This is a genomic window from Aeromicrobium sp., assembly GCF_047607065.1.
GTDB lineage: Bacteria > Actinomycetota > Actinomycetes > Propionibacteriales > Nocardioidaceae > Aeromicrobium.
In genome coordinates this window covers 1-22,803 of the sequence record NZ_JASGDU010000009.1, presented here as the reverse complement: position 1 = coordinate 22,803, position 22,803 = coordinate 1, and the positions used below count along the sequence as shown (strand labels likewise).

Genomic DNA, 22,803 nt, shown 5'->3' with positions numbered 1-22,803 from the left:
GTCGCCACCCGTATCGCCACGCGGATCCTCGCGCTCACCACCGTCATCTGGCACAACGACCGCATCGGAGCACCCGTCCTACGCTCCCTGACCCCCTACGACCACTAAAACCACAGACCAGACCCCGACCCGCATCAATCATCTAGCGACGCGCCCCCACGACGGCGCTCGGCTGCGTAGACTCGGGCCGTGAGCTTCAACGACAAGGCGAGCCTCGACACGAGCCAGGTGACCGGCGGGGGCAAGGGCGCGGCGGTGGCCGGCGGCGGCGTGGGCGGCGTCATCTTGCTGCTGGTCTACCTGTTCCTCGGCGGTGGCGGCAGCGGCGGCTCCGGCAGCCTGCCCTTCGACCCGTCCCAGGTGCTCCAGGGCGGCACCAGCGGCGAGACCGTCGACGTCTCCGAATGCCAGACCGGTGCCGACGCCAACCGCTCGGACGTCTGCCGCATCGTCGGCACGGTCAACAGCGTCCAGGACTACTGGGACGGCGCGCTCTCGTCGGAGACCGGCCAGCCGTACCGCGAGGCCAAGACCGTGATCTTCTCCGGCACCACACCGTCGGCCTGCGGCACCGCGACCGCCTCGGTCGGGCCGTTCTACTGCCCGGCCGACGAGCAGGTCTACATCGACGCGGCCTTCTTCGACGAGTTGACCAGCCGGTTCGGTGCCGACGGCGGCAATCTCGCGCAGATGTACGTCGTGGCCCACGAATACGGCCATCACGTCGAGAACATCCTCGGCGACCTGGCTGCCGGGCAGCAGGACACGTCCACCGGCCCGACCAGCGCCGGGGTGCGGATCGAGTTGAAGGCCGATTGCCTCGCCGGGGTGTGGGCGCACCACGCGGCCACCACCGAGGACGAGAACGGCGTCACGCTGATCGAGCCGCTGAGCAAGTCCGATGTCCAGTCGGCCCTGTCCGCTGCGGCTGCGGTAGGCGACGACCACATCCAGTCCGAGCTGGGCGGCGGTACCGTCAACCCCGACTCGTGGACCCACGGGTCGAGCGAGCAGCGCCAGCGGTGGTTCCTCGCCGGCTACGAGTCCGGCTCGGTCGACGCCTGCGACACCTTCGGCACCAACGACTTGTGACGCCGGCGCGCGTCAAGGCCGAGATCTGGATCGTCCTCGGCCTGTCGCTGGGGCAGTCGGCCGTCTATGCCGCGCTGAGCCTGGTCGTCACACTCACCGAGGGCGGGCTGAAGTCCTCCACGGCGACCCTCAACGCCTCCCGCGCGGACCAGCAGTGGCTCGACCTGACCCTGCAGGTGCTCTCCATCGGCTTCGCGCTCGTTCCGGTGGCCCTCGCCCTGTACCTGCTCGCGGGGCGATCCATCGGCCTCGACTTGCGATCCCCCGCACGCGATGCCGCCGCCGGTGCGGTTCTGGCGGTCGTCATCGGTCTTCCCGGACTCGGGCTGTACGCGGCGGGGCGTGCGCTCGGTGTCACCGCCGAGGTGGTGACGACACCGGAGACGGTCTACGGGTGGACCGCCGTGGTGCTCGTCGCGGCGGCCGTCCAGAACGGGCTGTTGGAGGAGGTCGTGGTCGTCGGCTACCTGCACACCCGGCTGCGCGACCTCGGCTGGAGCACCGGGCCGATCATCGTCACCAGCGCCCTGTTGCGCGGTTCCTATCACCTCTACCAGGGCTTCGGCCAGGCGCTCGGCAACGTCGTCATGGGACTGATCTTCGGCTGGTGGTTCCAGCGGACCGGCCGCGTCCTGCCTCTGGTGATCGCCCATTCGCTGCTCGACATCGTCGCGTTCGTCGGCGCGCTCGCCCTCGGCGACCGGCTCGGACGGTGAGGAGGCGACCCGATGAGACTGGAGTTCGACGACGCACTGCCCATCTCCGCGCGACGTGACGAGATCGCCGAGGCACTGGCGAGGCATCAGGTCGTCGTCGTGGCCGGGGAGACCGGCTCGGGCAAGACCACGCAGCTGCCCAAGATCGCCCTGACCCTCGGCCGCGAGCGCATCGCCCACACCCAGCCGCGACGGATCGCCGCCCGTGCGGTGGCCCGCCGCATCGCCGACGAATGCGGCGTGGACCTCGGCGACGAGGTCGGCTACGCCGTCCGCTTCGACGACCAGAGCACGATGGAGACCCGCGTCCGGCTCGTCACCGACGGCCTCTTGCTGCAGGAGATCCACCACGACCGGGACCTGCGCCGCTACGACACGATCATCGTCGACGAGGCGCACGAACGGTCCCTGTCCATCGACTTCCTTCTCGGCTATCTGCGACACCTGCTGCCGCGCCGGCCCGACCTGAAGGTCGTCATCACCTCGGCCACCATCGACGTCGACCGGTTCGCGGCCCTGTTCGACGCGCCCGTCATCGAGGTCAGCGGCCGCACCTACCCGGTCGAGATCCGCTACCGGCCGCTGCACGACGCCGATGCCGGCGACCTCCTCGACGGCATCGCCGCCGCCGTCGAGGAACTGCCGAAAGACGGCGACATCCTCGTCTTCCTGCCCGGTGAGCGCGATATCCGCGACGCCGACGAACACCTCACGGGCAAGAAATACCCGCGCACCGAGATCCTGCCGCTATTCGGCCGGCTGTCGGCCCCCGAGCAGCAGCGCATCTTCGCCCCGCACGCCGGCCGCCGGATCGTGCTGGCCACGAACGTCGCCGAAACCTCCCTGACGGTTCCGGGCATCCGCTACGTCATCGATCCGGGGCTGGCCCGCGTCTCTCGTTACAGTCAGCGACTCAAGGTGCAACGTCTGCCCATCGAGCCGATCTCGCAAGCCAGCGCCGCCCAGCGCGCCGGCCGCTGTGGCCGCGTTACCGACGGCATCTGCATCCGGCTCTACGCCGAGGAGGATTTCGAAGGGCGCCCGGAGTTCACCGATCCGGAGATCCTACGCACCAACCTCGCCTCGGTCATCGCGGCGATGGCGGCCCTCGACCTCGGCCCGATCCAGGACTTCGGCTTCCTCGATCCGCCGGACTCGCGTGCCGTCGCCGACGGCATCGCCCTGCTGCGCGAGCTCGGCGCGGTCGTCGACGCCAAGGACTGCGGACTGCGCCTGACCCGTCTCGGCCGCACCATGTCGCGGCTGCCCGTCGACCCGCGCATGGCCCGCATGATCGTGGCCGCCGACCGGCTCGGCTGCCTGGCCGATGTCCTCGTCATCGTGGCGGCCCTGTCGATCCAGGACCCCCGCGAGCGCCCGCTCGATCAGCAGCAGGCCGCCGATGAGAAGCACGCGCGCTTCCGGCAGCCCGACTCGGACTTCCTCTCCTGGCTGAGCCTGTGGACCTACCTGCGCGAGCAGCGCGAGGCGATGTCGCGCTCGAAGTTCCGCACGATGTGCCGCAGCGAGTTCCTGCACTATGCGCGCATCCGCGAGTGGCAGGACGTCCATACCCAGCTGCGTCGCACCGTGCGCGACCTCGGGATGGCGCTCGGCGAGGCCGGTGCCGACCCCGACGCGATCCATCGTGCGCTGCTGACCGGCCTGCTCTCCCACGTCGGTCTGCGCGAGGCCGACGGCCGCGAGTACGCCGGGGCGCGCGGGTCGCGGTTCATGGTCTTTCCCGGCTCCGGACTGGCGAAGAAGCCGCCCGCCTGGGTCATGGCCGCCGAACTGGTCGAGACGACCCGCCTGTGGGCGCGCACGGCCGCCCGCATCCAACCGGAGTGGATCGAGGAGGCGGCCGGGCACCTCGTCAAGCGGCAGTACGCCGAACCGCACTGGTCACGTCGCCGGGGAGCGGCGATGGCGCGCGAGCGCGTACTCCTGTACGGCTTGCCCGTGGTGGCCGACCGGCTCGTGCCGCTGGCGCGATTCGATGCGGCGCTCGCCCGCGAACTGTTCATCCGTCACGCGCTGGTGCAGGGCGAGTGGCGCACCCATCACGCTTTCTGGAAGCACAATCAGCGCCTGCTCGGCGAGGTCGAGGAGTTGGAGTCCCGCGTGCGCCGGCGCGACCTGAGGGTCGACGACGAGGCCCTGTTCGCGTTCTACGACGAGCGCGTCGGCCCGGAGGTCGTGTCCGTTCGGCATTTCGACACCTGGTGGAAGAGGGCGCGCCGGGATCGGGCCGATCTGCTCGACCTGACCACCGGGGATCTCCTGCGCGGCGAGGCCGATGCGGAGGAGTTTCCGACGCAGTGGTTCTCCGACGGGGAGCCGATGCCGCTGACGTACGCCTTCGAGCCGGGGGCCGTCGAGGACGGCGTGACCGTCGATGTCCCGCTGGAGCAGTTGCCGACGCTCGATCAGAGCGACTTCGCCTGGCACGTCGAGGGGCACCGCCGCGACCTGATCGAGGCGCTGGTCCGCTCGCTGCCGAAGGCGGTGCGGCGCGAGTTCGTGCCGGTGCCTCAGATCGTCGGCGAGGTGCTGCCCGCGCTCGATCCGTCGCGCGGCTCGGTGACCGAGGAACTGGCGCGGGCCTTGAGCGCTCGCGGCACACACACGATTCGGCCGGATGATTTCGACCCGAGTGCTCTGCCCGACCACCTCCGGGTCAAGTTCCGGGTGCTCGACGACGGCAGCGAGGTCGCCCGGGGAGACGACCTGGACGAACTGCGCGAACAGTTGCGGCCGCGCCTGCGTTCGCTGCTGCACGACGCCACCGGTTCGCTGGAACACACCGGAGAGCGCGCATGGGTCTTCGGCGAGATACCCGCGCAGGTCGAGGCCGGACGCCAGAGCGGCTATCCCGCCGTCGTCGACGAAGGCGGCTCGGTCGGGCTGCGGGTCTTCGAGACTCCGGCAGAGCAGCGGGCCGCTGGCATCCGGGGGCAGGCGCGGCTCGCCTCCTTCGATATGCCGTCACTCGTCCCGGCCATCGGCCGCACCCTCGACACGCGGGCGAAGCTGACCTTGCAGACCGGCCCCTACCGCGATGCGGCCGAGGTCATCGAGACATGCTGGATGGCGGCGCTCGATCATCTCGTCGTGGCGCACGGCGGGCCGGCGAGCGACGAGGACGGCTTCACCCGCCTGACCGATGCGCTCCGGCCGCAGGTCTTCGCCGTGACCCAGCGCGCCGTGACCCACGTGCTGCGCGCCTATGAACGGCTCGGCGAGGTCCGGCCTGATGCAGGCGAGGCCGGTGAGGACGTACGGGTGCAGTTGTCGTGGCTCGTCTATCCCGGCTTCATCCGCGACATGGGTATCGAGCAACTGCCGCGGTTGGCGGTCTACCTGCAGGCCGCCACGGCCCGCCTGCGCATCGCGGGCACTCCCCCGGCGCTTGCCGAGGCGCAGGACCTCGAAGCGGAGTTCCATCGGCGCACGGCCGATCTGCGCGAGTACGCGCGGCTCGCCCCCGAGGTCCAGAAGGCCCGCTGGTCGCTGGAGGAGTTGCGCGTGAGCCTGACCGCCCAGCAGCTCGGGACCGCAGGCAAGATCAGCCTCAAACGCATGCGCGCCCTCCTCGATGCCCTCCCCGCCTGACCGGAAGGGTCAGGCGACGTCGAGGAGGTCGATGACGAAGACGAGGGTCTTGCCAGAGAGGCGGTGACCGCCGCCGGCCGGGCCGTAGGCCAACTCCGGGGGGCACACGAGCTGGCGGCGGCCGCCGACCTTCATGCCCGGGATGCCCTGCTGCCACGCGGCGATGAGGTTGGGCAGCGGGAAGCGCGCCGACTGGCCGCGGTCCCAGGAGGCGTCGAACTGCTCGCCGGTCTCGAACTCGACGCCGACGTAATGAACGTCGACGACCCCGCCGGGCACGGCCTCGGCACCCTCGCCGACGACGAGGTCAGTGATGGTCAGCTCGGTGGGCGGGGGGCCGGGGATGAAGTCGACTTCAGGCTTGGAGGTCATGACACGATCCTGTCACACACGCCCACCGGCACAATGGCCCCATGCGAGCCACCGTCCTGCACTCCCCCGGCGACATCCGTCTGGACACCCTGACCGATCCCGACCTCGTCGACGACACCGACGCCGTGGTACGGGTGGTGGCGACCTGCGTCTGCGGATCGGACCTGTGGCCCTATCGCGGTGCCAACCCGGTGCCCGAGCCTCAACAGATCGGGCACGAGTTCGTCGGCGTGGTCGAGCGCGTCGGCACGGCCGTGGCAGACGTGACCATCGGCGATTTCGTGATCGCGCCGTTCACCTACAGCGACAACACCTGCGCGCTGTGTCTCAAAGGTGTACACACCTCCTGCGTCAACGGCGGCGGCTATGCGGGCTGCCAGTGCGAGTTGGTGCGGGTTCCCTTCGCCGACGGGACGCTGGTGACGGTTCCGGGCGAGGTGGACGAGGCGATGCTGCCGCACCTGCTGACGCTCTCGGACGTCTTCCCGACGGGTCATCATGCCGCCGTCAGCGCCGGTGTGACGGCGGGCAGCACCGTCGCGGTCGTCGGCGACGGTGCCGTCGGGCTGTCGGCGGTGCTGGCGGCCAAGCGGCTCGGTGCCGCCACCATCGTCGCCATGTCGCGCCACGAGCCGCGTCAGGAGCTGGCCCGCCGGTTCGGGGCCGATCATGTCGTCGTCGAACGTGGAGCCGAAGGGGCCGCCGTGGTCGAGGAGATCCTCGGGGGTATCGGCGCGGATGCCGTGCTCGAATGCGTCGGGACCAATGAGTCGATGAAGCAGGCCTTCCGCACGGTGCGTCCCGGCGGGAGGGTTGGCTATGTCGGCCTGCCGCACGGGGTCACCCCGAACATCCCGGTGATGTTCTACTCCAACCGCAACCTCGCGGGCGGCGTCGCGCCGGTGCGCGCCTACCTGGACGACCTGCTCCCCGACGTCCTCAGCGGCGCTGTCACCCCCGGCGACGTTTTCGACCTCACCCTCCCTCTCGACCAGGTGGCCCGTGGCTATCAGGCGATGGACGAGCGCACAGCCATCAAGGCGTTCCTGACCCTGTAGTAGAAAAGGCACCTGTGATCGACCGAAGGGGGAACGAGTGGGAGAGATGGCGAAACGAGAACGCCGCACGTCGACGTGGCGTAACACGCTGAGTGTTCTGGTCCTCTTGGGCGGTCTGGGTTCGCTTTTCCTTCCCCCCTTGTTCTGGCTCGCCTCTCGCATGCTCACGGAGCCGAACCCTATGACGGCCTGCACGTGTCGTCGGCGTGCATGTTCGGGGCGCGCGGCGTGGCGCTTCTCAGTTGAGTACCGCACCTCATCTTGATCGAGGACGGACACTTGCCGAAGTTCCGTCACCAACAGCAGTCCCCTTCTTCCCGATCCTCCTCACCGTTATCGCAGGAACGGTCGCCCTCACGTCACAGTCGTTCCTCCGCTTCATGCTCCGCAACCTCTTCACGCCCGTTCAGACGGGCGACGGCAAAGGCAAAGCGTCAGACGGACGGTGAAAGAGTTCTGACCGGCGGCGCAGGTACGAAAGCCCCTCGCACGCGGAGAGTCAACCCGTGAGGCGTTGATGACCCGTGACTCAGAACGACAGGACACGTAGATTAGTGGCATGACCTTGCTCGTTCCCAGCGTTCGCTCGATGGAGTTGCGTGCGCTTATCGAGCAACACCGTGATGAAGTGGCGGCGATCCTCCGACGGCACGGCGTCTCGAGTGTCCAGATCTTCGGCTCGGTCGCCCGTGGTGACGCCGACGAGGACAGCGATATCGACCTGCTTTTCACGCGACCCGACGGCATGGGCTTGTTCTCGATCGTCGCGATGGGACACGAGTTGTCCGACGTACTCGGGGTGAGAGTCGACCCGGTTCCCGACGGCGCACTCCACCAGCACCTACGCTCCAAGGTTCTGGCGGACGCCATCACGCTATGAGCAAACGGACAGACGCCCAGCGTGTCGCCGAGTCACTGACACACCTTGACGCCCTACATCGGCATCTTTCACGCCACGACCTCCCTGACTCCACCGTCGCAGACGCTGTCAGCATGCGTTTGTCAGCGGCGATCGAAGCCCTCCAGCATGACCATCCTTCGCTCGGCCAACGACTCTTCGGCGAACAGTGGCGACAGATCTGGGGAACCCGCAACTACATCGCCCACGGATACGCATTCATCGACTTTGCCACGATCGCCGACACCGTGAAGAACAACCTGCCCGAGTTCGAGCGGGTCCTACGAGAAGAACTGGAACACCTCGGGAAGGACTCCTAGGCTCACTCAGCCAGCCGCCTCGGCGGAGTCGTTGAAGCGGCGCAGAAGGCCGGAGAAGGTGTCGAGGTCGTCGAGGTCCCAGTCGGCCAGGAACTCGTTCAGCCGGTCACGCATGGCGGCGCGGTGGGCGCTCTGGCGCTTCATAGCGTCGGGAGTGGGCACCAGCAGCCGTGCCCGGCCGTCGCTCGGATCGGACTGCTGCTCGACCAAGCCGTAGCGCACCAAGGCGGCCACCGCGCGGCTCGCGGTGGACTTGTGCACGCCCATCATCTCGGCAAGATCGGCACCGCGCACCTGGCCGGGTGCGTCGCAGATTGCGAGGAAGAACAGATAGGTGCCGTAGTCGAGGTCGGGATGCAACTCGGAGACGATTTGCACCGAGCGTCGACGCAGCCTCCCCGCCAGTCGCGTCAACTCGAGGTCGATGTCGGGGCCGGACATGCGTCCAACCTACCGACATCGACCTCGAACCGGACAGTTCAGGCCGTCACTTGAGTTGCGACGACGACAGGTTCAGCAGGCGGCGCGCCACGATCAACTGCTGGATCTGCTGGGTGCCCTCGAAGATGTCGAGGATCTTGGAGTCCCGCGCCCACTTCTCGAGGAACTCGGTCTCGCTGTAGCCCAGCGTGCCGGCCAACTCCACGCAGCGCAGCGTGATGTCGTTGCCCACGCGGCCGGCCTTCGCCTTCGACATGGACGCCTCGACGGAGTTCGGCTTGCGGTTGTCGGCCAGCCAGGCGGCCTCCAGGGTCAGCAGCAGCGCCGCCTCCCAGTCGGCCTCCATCTGCAGGAACGTCGCCGCCGCGTACGACTGCGCCGTCGCCGGTCGGTCGTAGTCGATCTCGACACCGGCCTTCTCCAGCAGCTCGCGGATCAGCTCCAGCGAGGCGCGGGCGCACCCGACGGCCATCCCGGCCACCAGCGGACGGGTGTTGTCGAAGGTCGCCATCGCGCCGGCGAAGCCCTGCTTGACGTCGATCTCGGGGCTGCCGAGCAGGTTCGACTCGTGTACGCGGCAGTTGTCGAGCACGATCACGGCAGTGTCGGAGGCGCGGATGCCGAGCTTGTGCTCCAGACGCTCGACCCGAATGCCGGGCGTGTCCTTAGCGACGACGAAGGACTTGATCGCCGCGCGGCCCAGGCTCTTGTCGAGCGTGGCCCACACGACCACCGAGTCGGCCCGGTCGCCGGAGGTGACGAAGATCTTCTCGCCGTTGAGGACGTAGTGATCGCCGTCCTTGACCGCCGTAGTCTTGATGGCGGCCGAGTCCGAGCCGAAGCTGGGTTCGGTGATGGCCATCGCGGCCCAGGTGCCCTTGTAGCGCTCCAGCTGCTCGTCGGTGGCGACCGAGGCGATGGCCGAGTTGCCCAGGCCCTGACGCGGCATCGACAGCAGCAGGCCGACGTCGCCCCAGCACATCTCGATGACCGAGAGCACCGAGGACATGTTGGTGCCGTTCTTGACCTTGTTCTTGCCTTTGTCGTCGTCCTCGCTGCGACGCACACCGGCCGCGCCGGCACCTTGACCCTCGCCCGAATCGCTCATCCCGTCGATGAGGGAGGCGAGCAGGTCGAGTTCCTTGGGGTAGGCGTGCTCGGCGAGGTCGTACTTGCGGGCGTTGGCGCGCAGGAAACTGTCGGCGACTTGGTTGGCCTGGTCGATGAACGCGCGGAACTTCTTGGGGGTGTCCAGATTGATCATGTTTATCTCCGTCCTCAGACGAGGACCGCTCCTTCCATCACGCCGACGGCCCGCAGGTCGCGGTACCACCGTTCGACCGGGTGCTCCTTGACGAAGCCGTGGCCGCCGAGCAGCTGGACGCCGTCGGTGCCAATCTTCATGCCGTACTCGGCGGCGAGTTTGCGCGCCAGCGCGACCTCGCGGGCGTACGAGGTGCCCTGCTCGGCGCGCGAGGCGGCCTTGAGGGTGACCAGGCGCATGCCCTCGAGTTCGATGGCGATGTTGGCGACCATGAACGCGACCGACTGGCGGTAGGCGATCGGCTCGCCGAACGCTTCGCGCGTCACGACGTAGTCCTTGGTGTAGTCCAGGACCGACTTGGCGGTGCCGAGCGCCAGCGCCGCCCAGCCCAGGCGCGACAGGCGGATCGCCTCGCGGTAGTCGTCCTCGTTACCGTCGCCGAGGAGCGTGGCGGGCGCGTCCTCGAGCTTGAGGCGCGACAAGCCTGCGGCACGCAGGCCCATCGACGGGTCGGCGGCGACGCTCACGCCCTCGGCGGCAGCCTCGACCAGGAAGAGGGCCGGCTTGCCGTCGAGGTCAGCCGCTACGACGAACAACTCGGCGGCGGCACCGCGGACGGCACCGGACTTCACGCCGTTCAGGACGTAGCCGTTGCCCTTCTTGGTGGCCTTCGTGCCCAGCACAAACGGGTCGAACAGCGGGGTCGGCTCGGCGACGACGAAGGCGGCCGCCGGAACGTTCTCACCGGTGAAGGCCGGCAGGTAGGTCTGCTGCTGCTCGTCCGAACCCCACAGCGAGATCGCGGTGGCCACGGCCGACGGCGCGAGGCAGGCGACGGCCTGGCCCATGTCGCCGTGGGACAGCGCCTCGGCCACGAGTACGCCGGTCGTCGCGGAGCGCTCCTCGGACAGGCCGCCGAGGGACTCGGGGACATTGAGCAGGCTCAGGCCGAATTCGGTGGTCTGCGCCAGCACCTCTGCCGGGGTGTCGTCGCCCTTCTCGGCCTCTTCAGCACCGGGGCGCAGGACCTCGGCGGCGAACTCGGCGACGACGCCGACGATCATCTCCTGGTCCTCGGTCGGGTTCAGGTCGAAGACGCCGGAGTCGCCCGAGGAACCTTGGCGGGCCGGCTTGCCCGAACCCTTGACCTTCTTGAAGGTGCGCGCGGCCGAGCCGGCGGCTTGGAAGCCTGCGCGCGTGCCGTGGTACACCGCTTTCTCGGTCTGCTTGCGCAAGCCGAGTTTGTCGATGGTGGGCGAGCTGGCGATGCGGTTCAGCACCGCCAGCCCGATGCCCATGGGGTCTTTACGAGGGGCCACGAGAACTCCATTTCGTGAGCGGGTGATCGTTGAGGCGCACCGAGGTTCCCGGTGCGCGGGTATCGCGGGTCCGTGTCGCAGTGCCGACGCATGTAACTCACGTTTGCACTTTGGCGTACCGATGGTATCCGACGTAGGCTCGCAGGGCCAGCGTCCGCGCGCGGGAGTCGTCGGCATTCGGCTACCGTTGACCCCCGTGAGCCATCCCCAGTCGCGTCCCCTGCCCGACGGCGGCCAGATCCGCCCCATCACCAGGTGGGGCACCCCCGTCATGCACCGCGAACTCGACGACGTGACGCAGTTCGACGACACCCTCCACACGCTCGTCGCCGACATGGTGGCCACGATGTACGCCGCCCGTGGGGTCGGTCTGGCCGCCAACCAGGTCGGCGAGAGCATCAAGGTCTTCGTGTTCGATTGCCCCGACGCCGACGGACAGACCGTGACCGGTGTCGTGTGCAATCCCGTCCTGACCCTGCCCGAGGGCGACGAGCGCCGACTCGACGACGAGGACGAGGGCTGTCTGTCCTTCCCCGGCGCGTACGGATCGCTCGCCCGGCCCGACTACGCGCACGTCAGCGGTCTCGACCAGTTCGGCGAACCGGTCGAGTTCACCGGCACCGGTCTGCTGGCCCGCTGCCTTCAGCACGAGACCGACCACCTCTTCGGCACAGTCTTCGGCGACCGGCTCGCCGGGCGCGCCCGCAAGAAGCTCGACAAGATGCAGCGCGACCTCAACGACCTCTACCCCGCCGACTGGCCGGTCACACCACTGCGCGAGGACTGAGGCTCAGCCCTCCTCGCGCAGGCGCGGCTCGGTGCGGTTGGCCGGCTTGATGCCACGCTTGTCGGCGTAGAACTCGCGCACGATGTCCATATCGGCGCGAAAGTCGCCACTGGGGACGAACGACGGGCCGAAGCCCATGGTCTTGGTCGGGCGGTCGAAGAAGGCCAGCGTCACGGGCAGCCCGGCCTCGTGGGCGATGCGCAGGAAGCCGGACTTCCAGTATCGCCCGGCCGACCGGGTGCCCTCGGCGGCGATGACGAGCCGGAACTCACCGTTCTCCCCCGCCTCGTCGACGAAGGCCTGCACGACACCCGAGGCATTCTGGCGATCCAGCGGAATGCCGCCGAACGCCCGCAGCAGCCAGCCCAGGGGGCCGACGAACAGCTCCTTCTTGACCAGCACCCGCGGGTGGGTGCCCTCGTGCCACATGACCAGCAGCATCGACACGAAGTCCCAGTTCGAGGTGTGGGGAGCACCGACGAGAACGCCGCGTTCCGGCACCGTGCCGACCATGCGGTAGCCCATCACACGAGTCACGAAGCGGGCCAACCGCTGACGCATCATGGGCGCGAGCCTATCGAGCGAGCGCAGGTCTTCGGAGATCCGCCCCGCGGTCACATCCGGTCACCTGGGACGCTCCCGGTGTCAGGAGTTCAACACCAGGATCAGCGGCAGCGGCGCGCAGGCGATGAGCACCACGAGAACGAACCGGAGGAAGCGCCCCGGGAAGTTCCTCGTCCGCGGGTCGGGCACGATTCCGGTCGGCCGGTCGCCCTTGCGGCGGAACAACCAGTCCACGGGGATCATGAGCACGTCCAGCCAGTACTCGAAGAACCAGTCCAGTCCGTGCCTGAACCTGATCGGCGGAAGCGCACGCAGACCGAGCAGCATCAATCCGACCGTGGTCTGCGAGGACGGAAGCAGCCAGCTCTGCACCAGGATGCACAGCAACGATCCGAAGACCGCCATGAAGATTCCGACGCCGAGCAGAGCCTTCGCCTGGTCGTGGAGAAGCACGCCGAGCCCGAACCAGAACACGGCGAACGCGATGATGGCGAGCCAGTCGAGGGTGCGGGCGAACCAGATGACTCCCTCGCCCGCGGGGCGGTCCCGGCGGGTCGTGGGAGATACGTGGAGCGGCGGTCCGCTCGGCGGAGGTCCCGGCGGAGGAGGCGGTGGATACGACATGGCAGGAAGCCTAGGGCGACGTCTCGGGGTCCGCCGACGAGAGCGACGCCGGGCGCAGCTCCCAACAGGCGATGGCCACCGACGCGGCGACGTTGAGCGAGTCGATGCCGGGGTTCATCGGGATCGTCGCCCGCACCAGTGACTCCCCCTCCCAGCGCGCCGACAGGCCGTGACCCTCCGAACCGACGATGAGGGCGAGCGGCGAGTCCGCCGATCCGGTTCCGGCCAGTACCGTGTCGAGCGGAATCGCGCCCTCGCCCAGCGTCATGGCGACCGTCGTGAACCCGGCCTCACGCAACAGCTCGGGCGCGCGATACCAATCGTCGATCCGGGCGTAGGGCAGGGAGAACACCGCGCCCATCGCCACCTTGATCGCCCGCCGGTACAGCGGATCGGCGCAGCGCGGCGACAGGAGCACACCGTCCCAGCCCAGCGCCGCCACCGTGCGGAAGATCGCACCGACGTTCGTGTGGTCGGCGAGGTCCTCCAGGACCACGACCCGCCGCGCGCCGTCGAGCACCTCGGCCGGTGATGGGAGTTCCGGCCGGTGCATTGCCGCGAGCGCGCCCCGATGCACGTGGAAGCCGGTGATCTGCTCGATGGCATCGTCGTCCAGCACGTAACAGGGGGCGTCGGTCGCGGCGAGCACGTCGCCCAGGCTGTCGAGCCAGCGCGGCGACATCAGGAACGAACGCGGCGCGTGCCCGGCCTCGACCGCGCGGCGCACCACCTTCTCCCCCTCGGCGAGATAGATGCCCCGCTCGGTCTCCAACAGTTTGCGCAGGCTCATGTCGCGCAGGCTCGCGTAGTCGCGCAGCCGGTCGTCGTCTGCGGACACGTCAACCATGATCGCCACGGCGCTAGGTTAGGCGGCATGAGCCTCGAACGCCCCATGACCCCAAACCCCTATCCGCTGCTTCCTGCCGCCGCGAGCTTCACCGTGACCAGCGAGGACGTGACCGATGGCACCCCGTTGAAGGACGACCAGGTGTACGCCCTCGGGAATACCTCGCCCCAGTTGTCGTGGTCGGGCGCGCCGGAGGGCACCCAGTCCTACGTCGTCACCTGCTTCGACCCCGACGCGCCGATCCCGTCCGGCTTCTGGCACTGGGTCGCCGTCGACATCCCCGCCGGCGTGACGAGCCTGGACACGGGGGCCGGAGCCGGTGACGACACGCTGCCCGGCAGTGCCTTCCACGTCCGCAACGACTTCGGCACGCTTGACTTCGCCGGCGCAGCCCCGCCCGAGGGCGACCAGGTACACCGCTACTTCTTCGTCGTCCATGCGGTCAGTGAGCCGGCCCTCGGCGTCGACCCCTCCGTCTCTCCTGCGGTGGTCGGCTTCAACCTCGCCTTCAAGACCCTCGGCCGTGCCATCATCACCGGCACCTACCAACACTGACCACCGGGCTGGCCGTTCCCTGAGGTGCGAGCGCAGCACACCTCGAAAGGACCAGAACCGCAACTCATTTCGCGGCTCCGCTCGTTCCTCGCTGCGCACCTCAATGAGCGGGTAGCGCCTATCGCGCATCCTTCAGCCCACCGGACCGGGACCTCAGCGCTCCGTGAGGAGTTCCTCGAGCGGCCGGGGTTCGGCCCACCGCTGCTCGATGAGCATCGGCCGGTCGTAGAAGCGCTCGACGGGACCCAGGCACAGCACTGCCACCGGCTCGTCGCCCTCGGGGAGGTCGAGGAGAGCGGCCAGTTCCGTCGGCTCGAACAGCGACACCCAGCCCATACCGAGGTTCTCGGCGCGCGCCGCGAGCCACAGGTTCTGGATCGCGCACGCGACCGAGGCCAGGTCCATGTGCGGCATCGTGCGCCGCCCGAAAATATGACGATCACGATCTCCCGTGACGGACACGACCAGCAACTCAGCACAGTCGCGCACGCCTTCGACCTTGAGCCGCAGGAACTCGGCGGCCCTCTCGCCGAGCGCCTCGGCCGTGTGCTCACGCTCGACGTCGATCAGCCGGGCGATCGCCTCGCGGGTCTCGGGTCGCACGACGCGGACGAATCGCCACGGCACCATGAGGCCGACGCTCGGTGCCGCGTTGGCGGCCTCAAGCAGTCGCCTTAGCCGGGCAGGATCGACCGAGCCACCGTCGAAGTGCCGCATGTCACGGCGTTCGGCGATGACCCGGTAGACCGCAGCGCGTTCGCTGGCGTCGAAGTCCTGCATCAGGCGGGCGGCGGGGGCGGCGGGGCCTCTCCATCGGCCACGGCCGTCGACGGGTTCTCGGCCCGCTTGGCCGCTTCCAGGGCCTCCTCGACGGCCTCGGAGGTGTCGATGGTCGACGCGACGACGACCTCCTCGTCGAGGTCGACCGGCTTCTTCGAGCCGCCGCCGTCGACGGGGATCGTCCCGATGGCACCGCCCAGCGTGCCGAGCGCCTTGGTCAGCTCGGCCGGGATGATCCAGGTCGAGGCGTTCTCGCCGCCGGCGATCTTCGGCAGCGTCTGCAGGTACTGGTACGACAGCAGCTTCTGGTCGGGGTTGCCGTTGTGGATCGCCTGGAACACCGTCTCGATGGCGCGCCCCTCGCCCTGCGCCCGCAAGATGGCGGCCTGCTTCTCACCCTCGGCCGAGAGGATCGCGGCCTGCTTCTCACCCTCGGCGGTGAGGATCTGCGACTGCTTCTGGCCCTCAGCGGTCAGGATCGCGGACTGGCGCTCGCCCTCGGCGGTCAAGATGGCGGCGCGCCGGTCCCGCTCGGCACGCATCTGCTTTTCCATCGCGTCGATGATGGTCGGCGGCGGGTCGATGCTCTTCAGTTCGACCCGGCTGACCTTGATGCCCCAGCGGCTCGTCGCGGCATCCAACTCGGCACCGAGGGTGCGGTTGATCTGGTCACGGCCGGTCAGCGCGTGCTCCAGCGTCATACCGCCGATGATGTTGCGCAGCGTCGTCATGGTCAGCTGGTGGATCGCCTCGATGTAGTTGACGATCTCGTAGGTCGCCGAGACCGGGTTGTTGACCGTGAAGTAGATGACGGTATCGATGGAGACCGTGAGGTTGTCCTCGGTGATGACGTCCTGCGGCGGGAAGGAGACCACCTGCTCGCGCTGGTCGATCATGTATTGCAGGCGGTCCAGGAACGGCACGATGAGGTGCGGCCCGGAGTCGAGCGTCGTGCGGTATTTGCCGAGCCGCTCGACGATGCCGGCTCTCTGCTGGGGGACGATCTTGAACGACATCGCCACGATGGCGATGGCCAGCGCCAAGAAGAAGAACGCAAAGATCAGGGCGACCGATCCGATCACGATGACACCTTTCTGGCCACGTAAGCCGTGGCTCCCTCGATGGACACGACCGTCAGACGGTCCGCGACGTCGTGGTGTTCCCCGTCGGCGGCCCGCGCGGTCCACAGCTCGCCGTCGATGGTGACGCGGCCGACGAACTCGTCGACCGGCTCGTCGACGATGGCGGTGCGGCCGACGAGATTCTGGTGGCCGACGGTGAGCGTCGGGCCGGCGTGCAAGGTTGCCTTGAACCGGGGCCGGATGACCGCCAGCAGCAGGATGGACACCACCCCGAAGACGATCAGTGTGACCCAGGCCGGGACGAACGGCGATGTCGCGGCGGCGGCCAGTGCGGCGATGGCGAACATCAGCAGCACGAGGTCGAGGCTCAACAGCTCGGCGACGGCCAGAATTGTGGCGGCCCCAACCCACACGAGCCACAGGTTGTCGTTGACCCACTGCGTCATGGCCGCTCACTTCCTCGCATCGTCATATCCGCCGCCCTCATCGGGCCGCCCGCCGACCGTAGCGCACGCGGCGCGCCGAGTAACGTCCTTCGCTCACGGAAAGCTCGAGTTCCGTACCGAACGTCGCGGTGAGGTTCGCGGCGGTCAGCGTCGTCGGGATCGGCCCCTGCGCCACCACGCGCCCCTCGCGCAGCAGCAGGACGTGGGTGAATCCGGGCGGGATCTCCTCGACGTGATGGGTCACGAGCACCAGCACCGGAGCCGATTCGTCGCTCGCCAGGTTCTGCAGGCTGGACACCAGGTCCTCGCGCGCACCGAGATCCAGGCCCGCCGCCGGCTCGTCGAGCACGATCATCTCCGGGTCGGTCATCAGCGCGCGGGCGATGAGCACCCGCTTGCGCTCTCCCTCCGACAGCGTGCCGAAGGTGCGCTGGGCCAGGTGCGCGATGCCGAGTTCGCCGATGATCTGGTCGGCCTGGGCGGTGTCGATCCCGTCGTACTCCTCACGCCAGCGGCCGGTGACGCCGTGCGCGGCCGACAGCACCGCATCGCGTACGGATTCGGCGGGCGGGATCTGATCGGCAACGGTCAGGCTCGTGTGACCGATACGGGTGCGCAACTCGAAGACGTCGACGGTGCCGAGCTGCTGGCCGAGGATCGAGGCGGTGCCGGAGGTGGGATGGCCGGCCGCGCCGGCGATCTGCATGAGCGTGGTCTTACCGGCACCGTTGGGACCGAGCACGATCCACCGCTCGCCTTCGCGGACGGTCCAGTCGATGCCGTCGAGCAGGCGGGCACCCGAGCGCACGACACTCACCTGGGCCAGCTCGATGGCACCGGTCATGTTCGTCCCTCCCCTAGGCCGTCGTCGGTCACCAACGTATCGCGCTAGCCTCGAAGACGATGACCAGCCATGTGCCCGTGCCGCACCTCACCGATCCGACCGTCCTGGTGACCCTGGTCGGTCCCGACCAGCCCGGAGTCTCGACCCGGCTCTTCGGCGTCCTCGACGGCTTCCCGGTGGAAGTCATCGACGTCGAACAACTGGTGGTGCGCGGCCAGCTGGTGCTCAGCGTGCTCCTCACCGATCCGGGCGACGACGGCGCGCTGAGCGAGTCCGTCACGGCTCTCGGCGGCCGGCTCGGCCTGACCGCCTCGCTGGAGCGGGGCACCGGCGACAACCGCCCGCGCCGGGTCGGTCGCTCCCAGGTCATCGTCCTCGGCGCCCCGCTGCGGCCCGGAGCGATGGCGGCACTGACCGCCCAGATCCGCAGCGACGGCGGCAACATCGACCGCATCGTGCGTATGGCGCGCTACCCGGTCACGGCGATCCGCCTGGAGGTCAGCGGTGCCGATCCGGACGTGCTGCAGGCGTCCCTCGCGCGGGTGGCGTACGCACAGGGCATCGATGTCGCGGTGCAGGAGAACGGCATCCGTCGTCACGCGCAACGGCTCATCGTCATGGACGTCGACTCGACTCTGATCCAGGGCGAGGTGATCGAGATGCTCGCCGCCCACGCCGGTTGCGAGGCGGAGGTCGCTACGGTGACCGAGCGGGCGATGCGCGGAGAACTGGACTTCGCCACCTCCCTGCACGAACGGGTCTCGAAACTGGCCGGTGTACCGGCTTCAGCACTCGACGAGGTGTACGAGTCGCTGGTGTACACCCCCGGGGCCCGCACGATGATCCGCACGCTCAAGCGCCTGGGCTATCGGTTCGCCCTCGTCAGCGGCGGCTTCACACCGATCATCGAACGCATCGCCGACGCCCTCGGCATCGACTACTTCCGCGCCAACGACCTGGAGGTGACCGACGGAGTCCTCACCGGCAGAGTGCTCGGTGAGGTCGTCGACCGCGCAGGCAAGGCTGCGGCGCTGCGCGAGTTCGCCGCGCAGGCGGGCATCCCGGTCAAAAACACCGTCGCCATCGGCGACGGTGCCAACGACCTCGACATGCTCGCGGCCGCCGGGCTGGGCATCGCCTTCAACGCCAAGCCGACCGTGCGCGATCAGGCGCGGACGTCCGTCAACGTCCCCTATCTCGACACCATCATCTACCTCATGGGCATCACTCGTGAGGAGGTCGAGGCGGCTGACGCGGCCGACGATCAGGTGATCTCGTAGCGCGCCTTGCTGATGAACAGCGAGTGCCCCGAACGCTGGTCGACGCAGGTGACGCCGTTCTTCTCCGACAGGCAGGTCACCGACCCGACCGTCAACGTCGAACCGTACGGCAGGATCGGCCCCTCCCCCGACTCCGCCTCGGCGATCACCCCGCCCCGGCACAGCACCTGCGGCGTGCCGCCCTGAACCGACGAAAAGCCGTTGCCGAACTCGGTGAAGCACTGCTCGTCGCCCGGCGGCTCGGTGTAGGTGCGCTGCTTGATGATGCAGCCCCAGCTGTCCTGCTCGCTGTCGATGAAGCACACGATGTTGCCCGTCGGCGTGGCGAAGGCGTGCCCGGCATAGGAGTCGGTGTAGATGTCCGGATCGGCGGGCGTGCCCTCCGGTTCGGGCACCGTGGAGCCGTCCGGCCCGGTGCCGTCCTGGTGGTCCGAATCGGCCCAGTCCCACGATGCTGTCGAGTCCGCTGACGCCGAGTCGTCGGGCTGATCGCCGCCCCCCTCGCAGGCGGCTAGCACTGCGGTCAGTGCGATGACGGCCAACAGCCGTCGTCGGTTCACTCGTCGTCCTCCAGGCGGAAGCCGAGCTTGAGCGTCACCTGGTAGTGCGAGACGTCGGTATCGGTGATCTGCCCGCGGATGCCCTGCACCTCGAACCAGTCGAGGTGACGCAGCGTCTGGCCGGCCCGGCGAATGCCGTTCTCGATGGCCTCGGTGACGCCGTCGGGCGAGGTGCCGACGATCTCGGTGATGCGGTAGGTGCGGTTGCTCATGGCCTCCATGATGCCCGCTCGCTGTCGTGCCGTCAGATCCGCGTAGGCTGGTTGAGTGAAGAAGCGCGATGATGACGTGACCGTCATCACCTCCGCCCCGGAGCCGCCGAGCGTCGCTCTGGGAGCCAAGGAGCGCCGGTACGTCATCTCGATGGCGATCCGAACGGTGTGCTTCATCGGGGCCTGCCTGACCGACGGACCACTGCGCTGGACGCTCGTCGTGGGTGCGATCGTGCTGCCGTACGTGTCGGTCGTTCTCGCCAATGCGGGCGTGCGCCTGCGGGCCGGGAGCGGCAGCGACTTCGTGCCCATGGAGCATCACGCGATTGCCGCCCGTGCGGACCGCGATGACCTCGACTGATCCGGCGGACGGCCGCACAGCCGATTTGACCTGCTCGGCCAAGGGCTGTCAGGCCACGGCGGCCGCCGAGATCCGCTGGAACAACCCGAAGATCCACACGCCCGACCGGCGCAAATCGTGGCTGGCCTGCCCCGATCATGTCGCGCACTTGACGTCCTTTCTGTCCTCGCGGGGATTCTGGCGCGAGACGGTCGACCTCGGGCGGCGGCCCGATGCGTGAACTGCGCTTCCTCGCCTCGCCGCGGTGGCTCGGCTTCGCAGTGTTCGTCCTCGCCCTGAGCACGGTGTGCGTGCAGTTGGGCTTCTGGCAGTTCCACAAGCTCGACGACCGGCGAGAACGTAACGCCCTCGTCCGCGAGCATCTGGCTGAAGAACCGGTTCCGCTCGATACGGTCGTCGCCGCCGGTAAGGCGGTGCGCGCGGAGCAGGAGTGGACGGTCGTCCGGGCCACGGGCGCTTTCGACGTCGACCGTCAGGTGACGGTCAAGTACCTGAGCCGCGACGGACGCCCGGGGGTGGACGTGCTCACGCCGCTCGTCCTCGACGACGGCAGCGCCCTGATAGTCGACCGGGGATTCTTTGAGACCGAGCGGACGAACGAGCAGCCTGATGACATCCCTGAACCGCCCACGGGTCAGGTCGAGGTGACCGGCTGGCTACGGGTCAACAGCGGGGCCACCGGCGATGCCGTCGAGGTTCACGGCGGGCAGGTCCGGGCCATCTCCAGCGACGGCCTGGCCGACGACCTGCCGTACCCACTCCGCGACGGCTACCTGAACCTGCAGGACCCGGTACCCGACCCCGATGTCATCGAACCGGAGCCGACACCCGACCTCGGCCAGGGACCACACTTCTTCTACGGCCTGCAGTGGTGGTTCTTCGCCGCCCTCGCGGTCATCGGCTACGGCTGGTTCGCGCGCGTCGAGCGCAACGAGCGGCGCACCGCCTACGCCAAGGCCACGAGGTCGGCGTAGTCGTCGTTCCAGAGGTCCTCGTCGCCGTCGGGCAGCAGCAGCACGCGATCGGGTTCCAGCGCATGCACCGCGCCCTCGTCGTGGGTGACCAGCACGATGGCACCGGTGTACCGGCGGATCGCGGCCAGCACCTCCTCACGGGAGGCCGGGTCGAGGTTGTTCGTCGGCTCGTCGAGAAGCAGGACGTTCGCCGCCGACACGATCAGCCCGGCGAGCGCGAGCCGGGTCTTCTCCCCGCCGGACAGTACCCCGGCGGGCTTGTCGGAGTCGTCCCCGGAGAACAGGAACGCGCCGAGCACGCTGCGGGCCTGGGTGTCGGTCAGTTCCGGGGCGCTCGCCTGCATGTTCTGCAGCACCGTCTTGGCCGGATCGAGGGTCTCGTGCTCCTGGGCGAAGTAGCCGATCTTGAGGCCGTGTCCGGGCTGGATCTCGCCGGTGTCCGAGGCGATCTCCCCCGCGAGCATGCGCAGCAGCGTCGTCTTGCCGGCTCCGTTCAGGCCCAAGATGACGACCCGGCTGCCCCGGTCGATGGCCAGGCTGACGTCGGTGAAGATCTCCAGCGAGCCGTAGGACTTCGACAGCCCCTCGGCTATGAGCGGGGTCTTGCCGCAGGGGGCGGGCGTCGGCAGGTCGATCTTGGCGACCCGTTCAGCCTGACGCTCCCCCTCCAGGCCCGACATCATCTGCTCGGCTCGGCGCAGCATCTGCTGGGCGGCCGACGCCTTGCTCGCCTTGGCCCGCATCTTGTTGCCCTGGGCGATCAGCCGCTCGGCGGTCTTCGTGGTGATCTCCCGCTCGCGTTTGCGGCGCGCCTCGTCGGTCTCGCGCTGACGCAGGTAGTGCTTCCAGCCCATGTTGTAGACGTCGATGGTGGCCCGGTTGGCATCCAGGTACAGGACCTTGTTGACCGTCTCCTCGATGAGGTCCACGTCGTGACTGATGACGATCAGCCCGCCGTTGTAGTTCTGCAGGAATCCGCGCAGCCAGGTGATCGAGTCGGCGTCGAGGTGGTTGGTCGGCTCGTCGAGCAGCATCGTCTCGGCGTCGCTGAACAGGATGCGCGCCAGTTCGATGCGACGGCGCTGACCGCCCGACAGCGTCTGCAGTTCCTGGCCGAGAACCCGGTCAGGCAGACCGAGGGCGTGTGCGATGGTCGCCGCCTCGGCCTCGGCCGAATAGCCGCCGGCCGCCTGGAACTCGGCATCGGCACGAGCGTAGGCACCCATCGCCTTCTCGGCGACTACAGCATCGGACGATCCCATGTTCGCCTCGGCCTGTCGCAGCCGCCGCAGGGCGTCGTCGAGGCCGCGGGCCGACAGGATGCGGTCGCGCGCGGTGGTCGCCGGGTCACCGGTTCGCGGGTCCTGGGGCAGGTAGCCGATCTTGCCACTGCGGGTGATCGATCCGGCCGCCGGTTCTCCACCGGCCCCGGCCAGGATGCGGGTCAAGGTGGTCTTGCCGGCACCGTTGCGGCCGACCAGGCCGATCTTGTCGCCTGCGGCAACGCGGAAGGACACGTCCGACATCAGGACGCGCGCGCCGAAGCGCAACTCCACATGGGAGACGGTAATCATGGTGATGCTCTCGGTCGAGGAGGAACGGTGACGGACACGAGGTGCGGTCACTCCTGCTGGATCATCACCGGACCATGATACGCCCTGGCGGGACTCCGCTGGCTGAGGTGCGTAGGCCGCTCGCGGCCGAAGCCTCGAAGCCAGCCGTAGTGGGTCCCTTCGAGTCCCTTCGAGGCCGCTCGTTCCTCGCGGCACCTCAGGGACCGGGAGACTCCGCC

Annotated in this window: 26 protein-coding genes; 12 read left to right on the top strand and 14 right to left on the bottom strand. The window is 68.6% G+C overall.

Translation table 11 applies throughout. The features are described 5' to 3' along the window. Nucleotides 1-189: 189 nt before the first annotated feature. From QM597_RS01135 to hrpA, 3 genes are read left to right on the top strand one after another with little or no spacing between them, the layout of a single operon-like run. A complete protein-coding gene (locus tag QM597_RS01135; protein WP_415003042.1) occupies nucleotides 190-1,092 on the top strand; it encodes a neutral zinc metallopeptidase in 903 nt (300 codons plus the stop codon). Next, nucleotides 1,089-1,808 carry a CPBP family intramembrane glutamic endopeptidase gene (locus QM597_RS01130; RefSeq protein WP_415003041.1) on the top strand — a complete coding sequence of 240 codons (720 nt, stop codon included), beginning with the start codon at nucleotides 1,089-1,091 and terminating at the stop codon, nucleotides 1,806-1,808. The genes QM597_RS01135 and QM597_RS01130 overlap by 4 nt, the downstream gene beginning before the upstream one ends. A gap of 12 nt (nucleotides 1,809-1,820) precedes the next feature. Further along, complete coding sequence (hrpA, locus tag QM597_RS01125; protein WP_415003040.1) at nucleotides 1,821-5,423, top strand: ATP-dependent RNA helicase HrpA; 3,603 nt, start codon at nucleotides 1,821-1,823, stop codon at nucleotides 5,421-5,423. Nucleotides 5,424-5,432: 9 nt separating this feature from the next. Here hrpA and QM597_RS01120 read toward each other — a convergent pair whose 3' ends face one another. Further along, nucleotides 5,433-5,795 (bottom strand): FKBP-type peptidyl-prolyl cis-trans isomerase, encoded by a 363-nt coding sequence (locus QM597_RS01120; protein ID WP_415003039.1) that lies wholly within the window; start codon nucleotides 5,793-5,795, stop codon nucleotides 5,433-5,435. A gap of 41 nt (nucleotides 5,796-5,836) precedes the next feature. Here QM597_RS01120 and QM597_RS01115 point away from each other — a divergent pair, with 41 nt between their 5' ends. From QM597_RS01115 to QM597_RS01105, 3 genes are all read left to right on the top strand, one after another. Further along, nucleotides 5,837-6,853 (top strand): zinc-dependent alcohol dehydrogenase family protein, encoded by a 1,017-nt coding sequence (locus QM597_RS01115; protein WP_415003038.1) that lies wholly within the window; start codon nucleotides 5,837-5,839, stop codon nucleotides 6,851-6,853. A gap of 559 nt (nucleotides 6,854-7,412) precedes the next feature. Then, nucleotides 7,413-7,733 (top strand): nucleotidyltransferase family protein, encoded by a 321-nt coding sequence (locus QM597_RS01110; protein ID WP_415003037.1) that lies wholly within the window; start codon nucleotides 7,413-7,415, stop codon nucleotides 7,731-7,733. Next, nucleotides 7,730-8,071, top strand: coding sequence for a DUF86 domain-containing protein (locus QM597_RS01105; RefSeq protein WP_415003036.1), 342 nt, complete (start codon nucleotides 7,730-7,732; stop codon nucleotides 8,069-8,071). The genes QM597_RS01110 and QM597_RS01105 overlap by 4 nt, the downstream gene beginning before the upstream one ends. A gap of 6 nt (nucleotides 8,072-8,077) precedes the next feature. Here the strand turns inward: QM597_RS01105 and QM597_RS01100 are convergent, their stop codons facing one another. From QM597_RS01100 to QM597_RS01090, 3 genes are read right to left on the bottom strand one after another with little or no spacing between them, the layout of a single operon-like run. Then, nucleotides 8,078-8,512, bottom strand: a complete 435-nt coding sequence (locus QM597_RS01100) for a MarR family winged helix-turn-helix transcriptional regulator (RefSeq protein WP_415003035.1) — start codon at nucleotides 8,510-8,512, stop codon at nucleotides 8,078-8,080. A 46-nt stretch (nucleotides 8,513-8,558) separates the two neighbouring features. Further along, nucleotides 8,559-9,776, bottom strand: a complete 1,218-nt coding sequence (locus QM597_RS01095; RefSeq protein ID WP_415003034.1) for an acyl-CoA dehydrogenase family protein — start codon at nucleotides 9,774-9,776, stop codon at nucleotides 8,559-8,561. A 14-nt stretch (nucleotides 9,777-9,790) separates the two neighbouring features. Beyond that, nucleotides 9,791-11,074: an acyl-CoA dehydrogenase family protein gene (locus QM597_RS01090; protein ID WP_415003033.1), complete on the bottom strand. Its 1,284-nt coding sequence runs from the start codon at nucleotides 11,072-11,074 to the stop codon at nucleotides 9,791-9,793. 217 nt (nucleotides 11,075-11,291) lie between these two features. Here QM597_RS01090 and def point away from each other — a divergent pair, with 217 nt between their 5' ends. Beyond that, complete coding sequence (def, locus tag QM597_RS01085; RefSeq protein WP_415003032.1) at nucleotides 11,292-11,882, top strand: peptide deformylase; 591 nt, start codon at nucleotides 11,292-11,294, stop codon at nucleotides 11,880-11,882. 3 nt (nucleotides 11,883-11,885) lie between these two features. Here def and QM597_RS01080 read toward each other — a convergent pair whose 3' ends face one another. The 3 genes from QM597_RS01080 to QM597_RS01070 all read right to left on the bottom strand — a co-directional run bounded on the left by QM597_RS01080 (nucleotide 11,886) and on the right by QM597_RS01070 (nucleotide 13,926). Continuing rightward, entirely contained in the window at nucleotides 11,886-12,446 is a 561-nt protein-coding gene (locus QM597_RS01080) for a 1-acyl-sn-glycerol-3-phosphate acyltransferase (RefSeq protein WP_415003031.1), read from the bottom strand. Between the two features lie 81 nt (nucleotides 12,447-12,527). Then, the gene (locus QM597_RS01075) at nucleotides 12,528-13,070 is read right to left on the bottom strand and encodes a hypothetical protein (protein WP_415003030.1); all 543 of its coding nucleotides are present in this window, start codon (nucleotides 13,068-13,070) and stop codon (nucleotides 12,528-12,530) included. 10 nt (nucleotides 13,071-13,080) lie between these two features. After that, on the bottom strand, nucleotides 13,081-13,926 hold the full coding sequence (locus tag QM597_RS01070; protein ID WP_415003029.1) for a TrmH family RNA methyltransferase: 846 nt from the start codon (nucleotides 13,924-13,926) through the stop codon (nucleotides 13,081-13,083). Nucleotides 13,927-13,944: 18 nt separating this feature from the next. Here QM597_RS01070 and QM597_RS01065 point away from each other — a divergent pair, with 18 nt between their 5' ends. Next, nucleotides 13,945-14,472: a YbhB/YbcL family Raf kinase inhibitor-like protein gene (locus QM597_RS01065; RefSeq protein WP_415003028.1), complete on the top strand. Its 528-nt coding sequence runs from the start codon at nucleotides 13,945-13,947 to the stop codon at nucleotides 14,470-14,472. 153 nt (nucleotides 14,473-14,625) lie between these two features. Here the strand turns inward: QM597_RS01065 and bluB are convergent, their stop codons facing one another. The 4 genes from bluB to QM597_RS01045 are packed head-to-tail and all read right to left on the bottom strand — an operon-like array spanning nucleotide 14,626 to nucleotide 17,624. Beyond that, nucleotides 14,626-15,252 carry a 5,6-dimethylbenzimidazole synthase gene (gene bluB / locus QM597_RS01060; RefSeq protein WP_415003027.1) on the bottom strand — a complete coding sequence of 209 codons (627 nt, stop codon included), beginning with the start codon at nucleotides 15,250-15,252 and terminating at the stop codon, nucleotides 14,626-14,628. Further along, entirely contained in the window at nucleotides 15,252-16,334 is a 1,083-nt protein-coding gene (locus QM597_RS01055) for an SPFH domain-containing protein (protein WP_415003026.1), read from the bottom strand. The genes bluB and QM597_RS01055 overlap by 1 nt, the downstream gene beginning before the upstream one ends. After that, the gene (locus tag QM597_RS01050) at nucleotides 16,331-16,780 is read right to left on the bottom strand and encodes an NfeD family protein (RefSeq protein WP_415003025.1); all 450 of its coding nucleotides are present in this window, start codon (nucleotides 16,778-16,780) and stop codon (nucleotides 16,331-16,333) included. The genes QM597_RS01055 and QM597_RS01050 overlap by 4 nt, the downstream gene beginning before the upstream one ends. A 37-nt stretch (nucleotides 16,781-16,817) precedes the next feature. Then, nucleotides 16,818-17,624: an ABC transporter ATP-binding protein gene (locus tag QM597_RS01045; RefSeq protein WP_415003024.1), complete on the bottom strand. Its 807-nt coding sequence runs from the start codon at nucleotides 17,622-17,624 to the stop codon at nucleotides 16,818-16,820. 59 nt (nucleotides 17,625-17,683) lie between these two features. On the opposite strand from QM597_RS01045, the gene serB reads away from it, so the two are divergent. Further along, a complete protein-coding gene (gene serB / locus QM597_RS01040; RefSeq protein WP_415003023.1) occupies nucleotides 17,684-18,904 on the top strand; it encodes a phosphoserine phosphatase SerB in 1,221 nt (406 codons plus the stop codon). On the opposite strand, the gene QM597_RS01035 is transcribed toward serB, so the two are convergent. Together QM597_RS01035 and QM597_RS01030 are read right to left on the bottom strand one after the other, a co-directional pair. Next, entirely contained in the window at nucleotides 18,889-19,464 is a 576-nt protein-coding gene (locus QM597_RS01035; protein ID WP_415003022.1) for a DUF6636 domain-containing protein, read from the bottom strand. The genes serB and QM597_RS01035 overlap by 16 nt on opposite strands. Then, nucleotides 19,461-19,676 carry a dodecin gene (locus QM597_RS01030; protein WP_415003021.1) on the bottom strand — a complete coding sequence of 72 codons (216 nt, stop codon included), beginning with the start codon at nucleotides 19,674-19,676 and terminating at the stop codon, nucleotides 19,461-19,463. The genes QM597_RS01035 and QM597_RS01030 overlap by 4 nt, the downstream gene beginning before the upstream one ends. A 55-nt stretch (nucleotides 19,677-19,731) precedes the next feature. Between QM597_RS01030 and QM597_RS01025 the strand changes: the two genes are divergently transcribed. From QM597_RS01025 to QM597_RS01015, 3 genes are read left to right on the top strand one after another with little or no spacing between them, the layout of a single operon-like run. Beyond that, nucleotides 19,732-20,037: a DUF3099 domain-containing protein gene (locus QM597_RS01025; RefSeq protein ID WP_415003020.1), complete on the top strand. Its 306-nt coding sequence runs from the start codon at nucleotides 19,732-19,734 to the stop codon at nucleotides 20,035-20,037. Then, on the top strand, nucleotides 20,024-20,257 hold the full coding sequence (locus QM597_RS01020) for an acetone carboxylase (RefSeq protein WP_415003019.1): 234 nt from the start codon (nucleotides 20,024-20,026) through the stop codon (nucleotides 20,255-20,257). The genes QM597_RS01025 and QM597_RS01020 overlap by 14 nt, the downstream gene beginning before the upstream one ends. Beyond that, nucleotides 20,250-21,011, top strand: a complete 762-nt coding sequence (locus QM597_RS01015; RefSeq protein ID WP_415003018.1) for an SURF1 family protein — start codon at nucleotides 20,250-20,252, stop codon at nucleotides 21,009-21,011. The genes QM597_RS01020 and QM597_RS01015 overlap by 8 nt, the downstream gene beginning before the upstream one ends. Here the strand turns inward: QM597_RS01015 and QM597_RS01010 are convergent. Then, nucleotides 20,984-22,585 (bottom strand): ABC-F family ATP-binding cassette domain-containing protein, encoded by a 1,602-nt coding sequence (locus tag QM597_RS01010; protein ID WP_415003017.1) that lies wholly within the window; start codon nucleotides 22,583-22,585, stop codon nucleotides 20,984-20,986. The two genes, QM597_RS01015 and QM597_RS01010, sit on opposite strands and share 28 nt — an antisense overlap. Nucleotides 22,586-22,803 lie beyond the last annotated feature (218 nt).

Bases quoted from the DNA above. Each gene is read 5' to 3' on its own strand.
- QM597_RS01080 (WP_415003031.1), bottom strand. From the start codon at position 12,446: ATGATGCGTCAGCGGTTGGCCCGCTTCGTGACTCGTGTGATGGGCTAC.
- QM597_RS01120 (WP_415003039.1), bottom strand. From the start codon at position 5,795: ATGACCTCCAAGCCTGAAGTCGACTTCATCCCCGGCCCCCCGCCCACC.
- QM597_RS01095 (WP_415003034.1), bottom strand. From the start codon at position 9,776: ATGATCAATCTGGACACCCCCAAGAAGTTCCGCGCGTTCATCGACCAG.
- QM597_RS01090 (WP_415003033.1), bottom strand. From the start codon at position 11,074: ATGGGCATCGGGCTGGCGGTGCTGAACCGCATCGCCAGCTCGCCCACC.
- QM597_RS01075 (WP_415003030.1), bottom strand. From the start codon at position 13,070: ATGTCGTATCCACCGCCTCCTCCGCCGGGACCTCCGCCGAGCGGACCG.
- QM597_RS01045 (WP_415003024.1), bottom strand. From the start codon at position 17,624: ATGACCGGTGCCATCGAGCTGGCCCAGGTGAGTGTCGTGCGCTCGGGT.
- bluB (WP_415003027.1), bottom strand. From the start codon at position 15,252: ATGCAGGACTTCGACGCCAGCGAACGCGCTGCGGTCTACCGGGTCATC.
- QM597_RS01010 (WP_415003017.1), bottom strand. From the start codon at position 22,585: ATGATTACCGTCTCCCATGTGGAGTTGCGCTTCGGCGCGCGCGTCCTG.
- serB (WP_415003023.1), top strand. From the start codon at position 17,684: ATGACCAGCCATGTGCCCGTGCCGCACCTCACCGATCCGACCGTCCTG.
- QM597_RS01030 (WP_415003021.1), bottom strand. From the start codon at position 19,676: ATGAGCAACCGCACCTACCGCATCACCGAGATCGTCGGCACCTCGCCC.
- QM597_RS01110 (WP_415003037.1), top strand. From the start codon at position 7,413: ATGACCTTGCTCGTTCCCAGCGTTCGCTCGATGGAGTTGCGTGCGCTT.
- QM597_RS01015 (WP_415003018.1), top strand. From the start codon at position 20,250: ATGCGTGAACTGCGCTTCCTCGCCTCGCCGCGGTGGCTCGGCTTCGCA.
- QM597_RS01115 (WP_415003038.1), top strand. From the start codon at position 5,837: ATGCGAGCCACCGTCCTGCACTCCCCCGGCGACATCCGTCTGGACACC.
- hrpA (WP_415003040.1), top strand. From the start codon at position 1,821: ATGAGACTGGAGTTCGACGACGCACTGCCCATCTCCGCGCGACGTGAC.
- QM597_RS01105 (WP_415003036.1), top strand. From the start codon at position 7,730: ATGAGCAAACGGACAGACGCCCAGCGTGTCGCCGAGTCACTGACACAC.
- QM597_RS01050 (WP_415003025.1), bottom strand. From the start codon at position 16,780: ATGACGCAGTGGGTCAACGACAACCTGTGGCTCGTGTGGGTTGGGGCC.
- QM597_RS01100 (WP_415003035.1), bottom strand. From the start codon at position 8,512: ATGTCCGGCCCCGACATCGACCTCGAGTTGACGCGACTGGCGGGGAGG.
- QM597_RS01020 (WP_415003019.1), top strand. From the start codon at position 20,024: ATGACCTCGACTGATCCGGCGGACGGCCGCACAGCCGATTTGACCTGC.
- QM597_RS01065 (WP_415003028.1), top strand. From the start codon at position 13,945: ATGAGCCTCGAACGCCCCATGACCCCAAACCCCTATCCGCTGCTTCCT.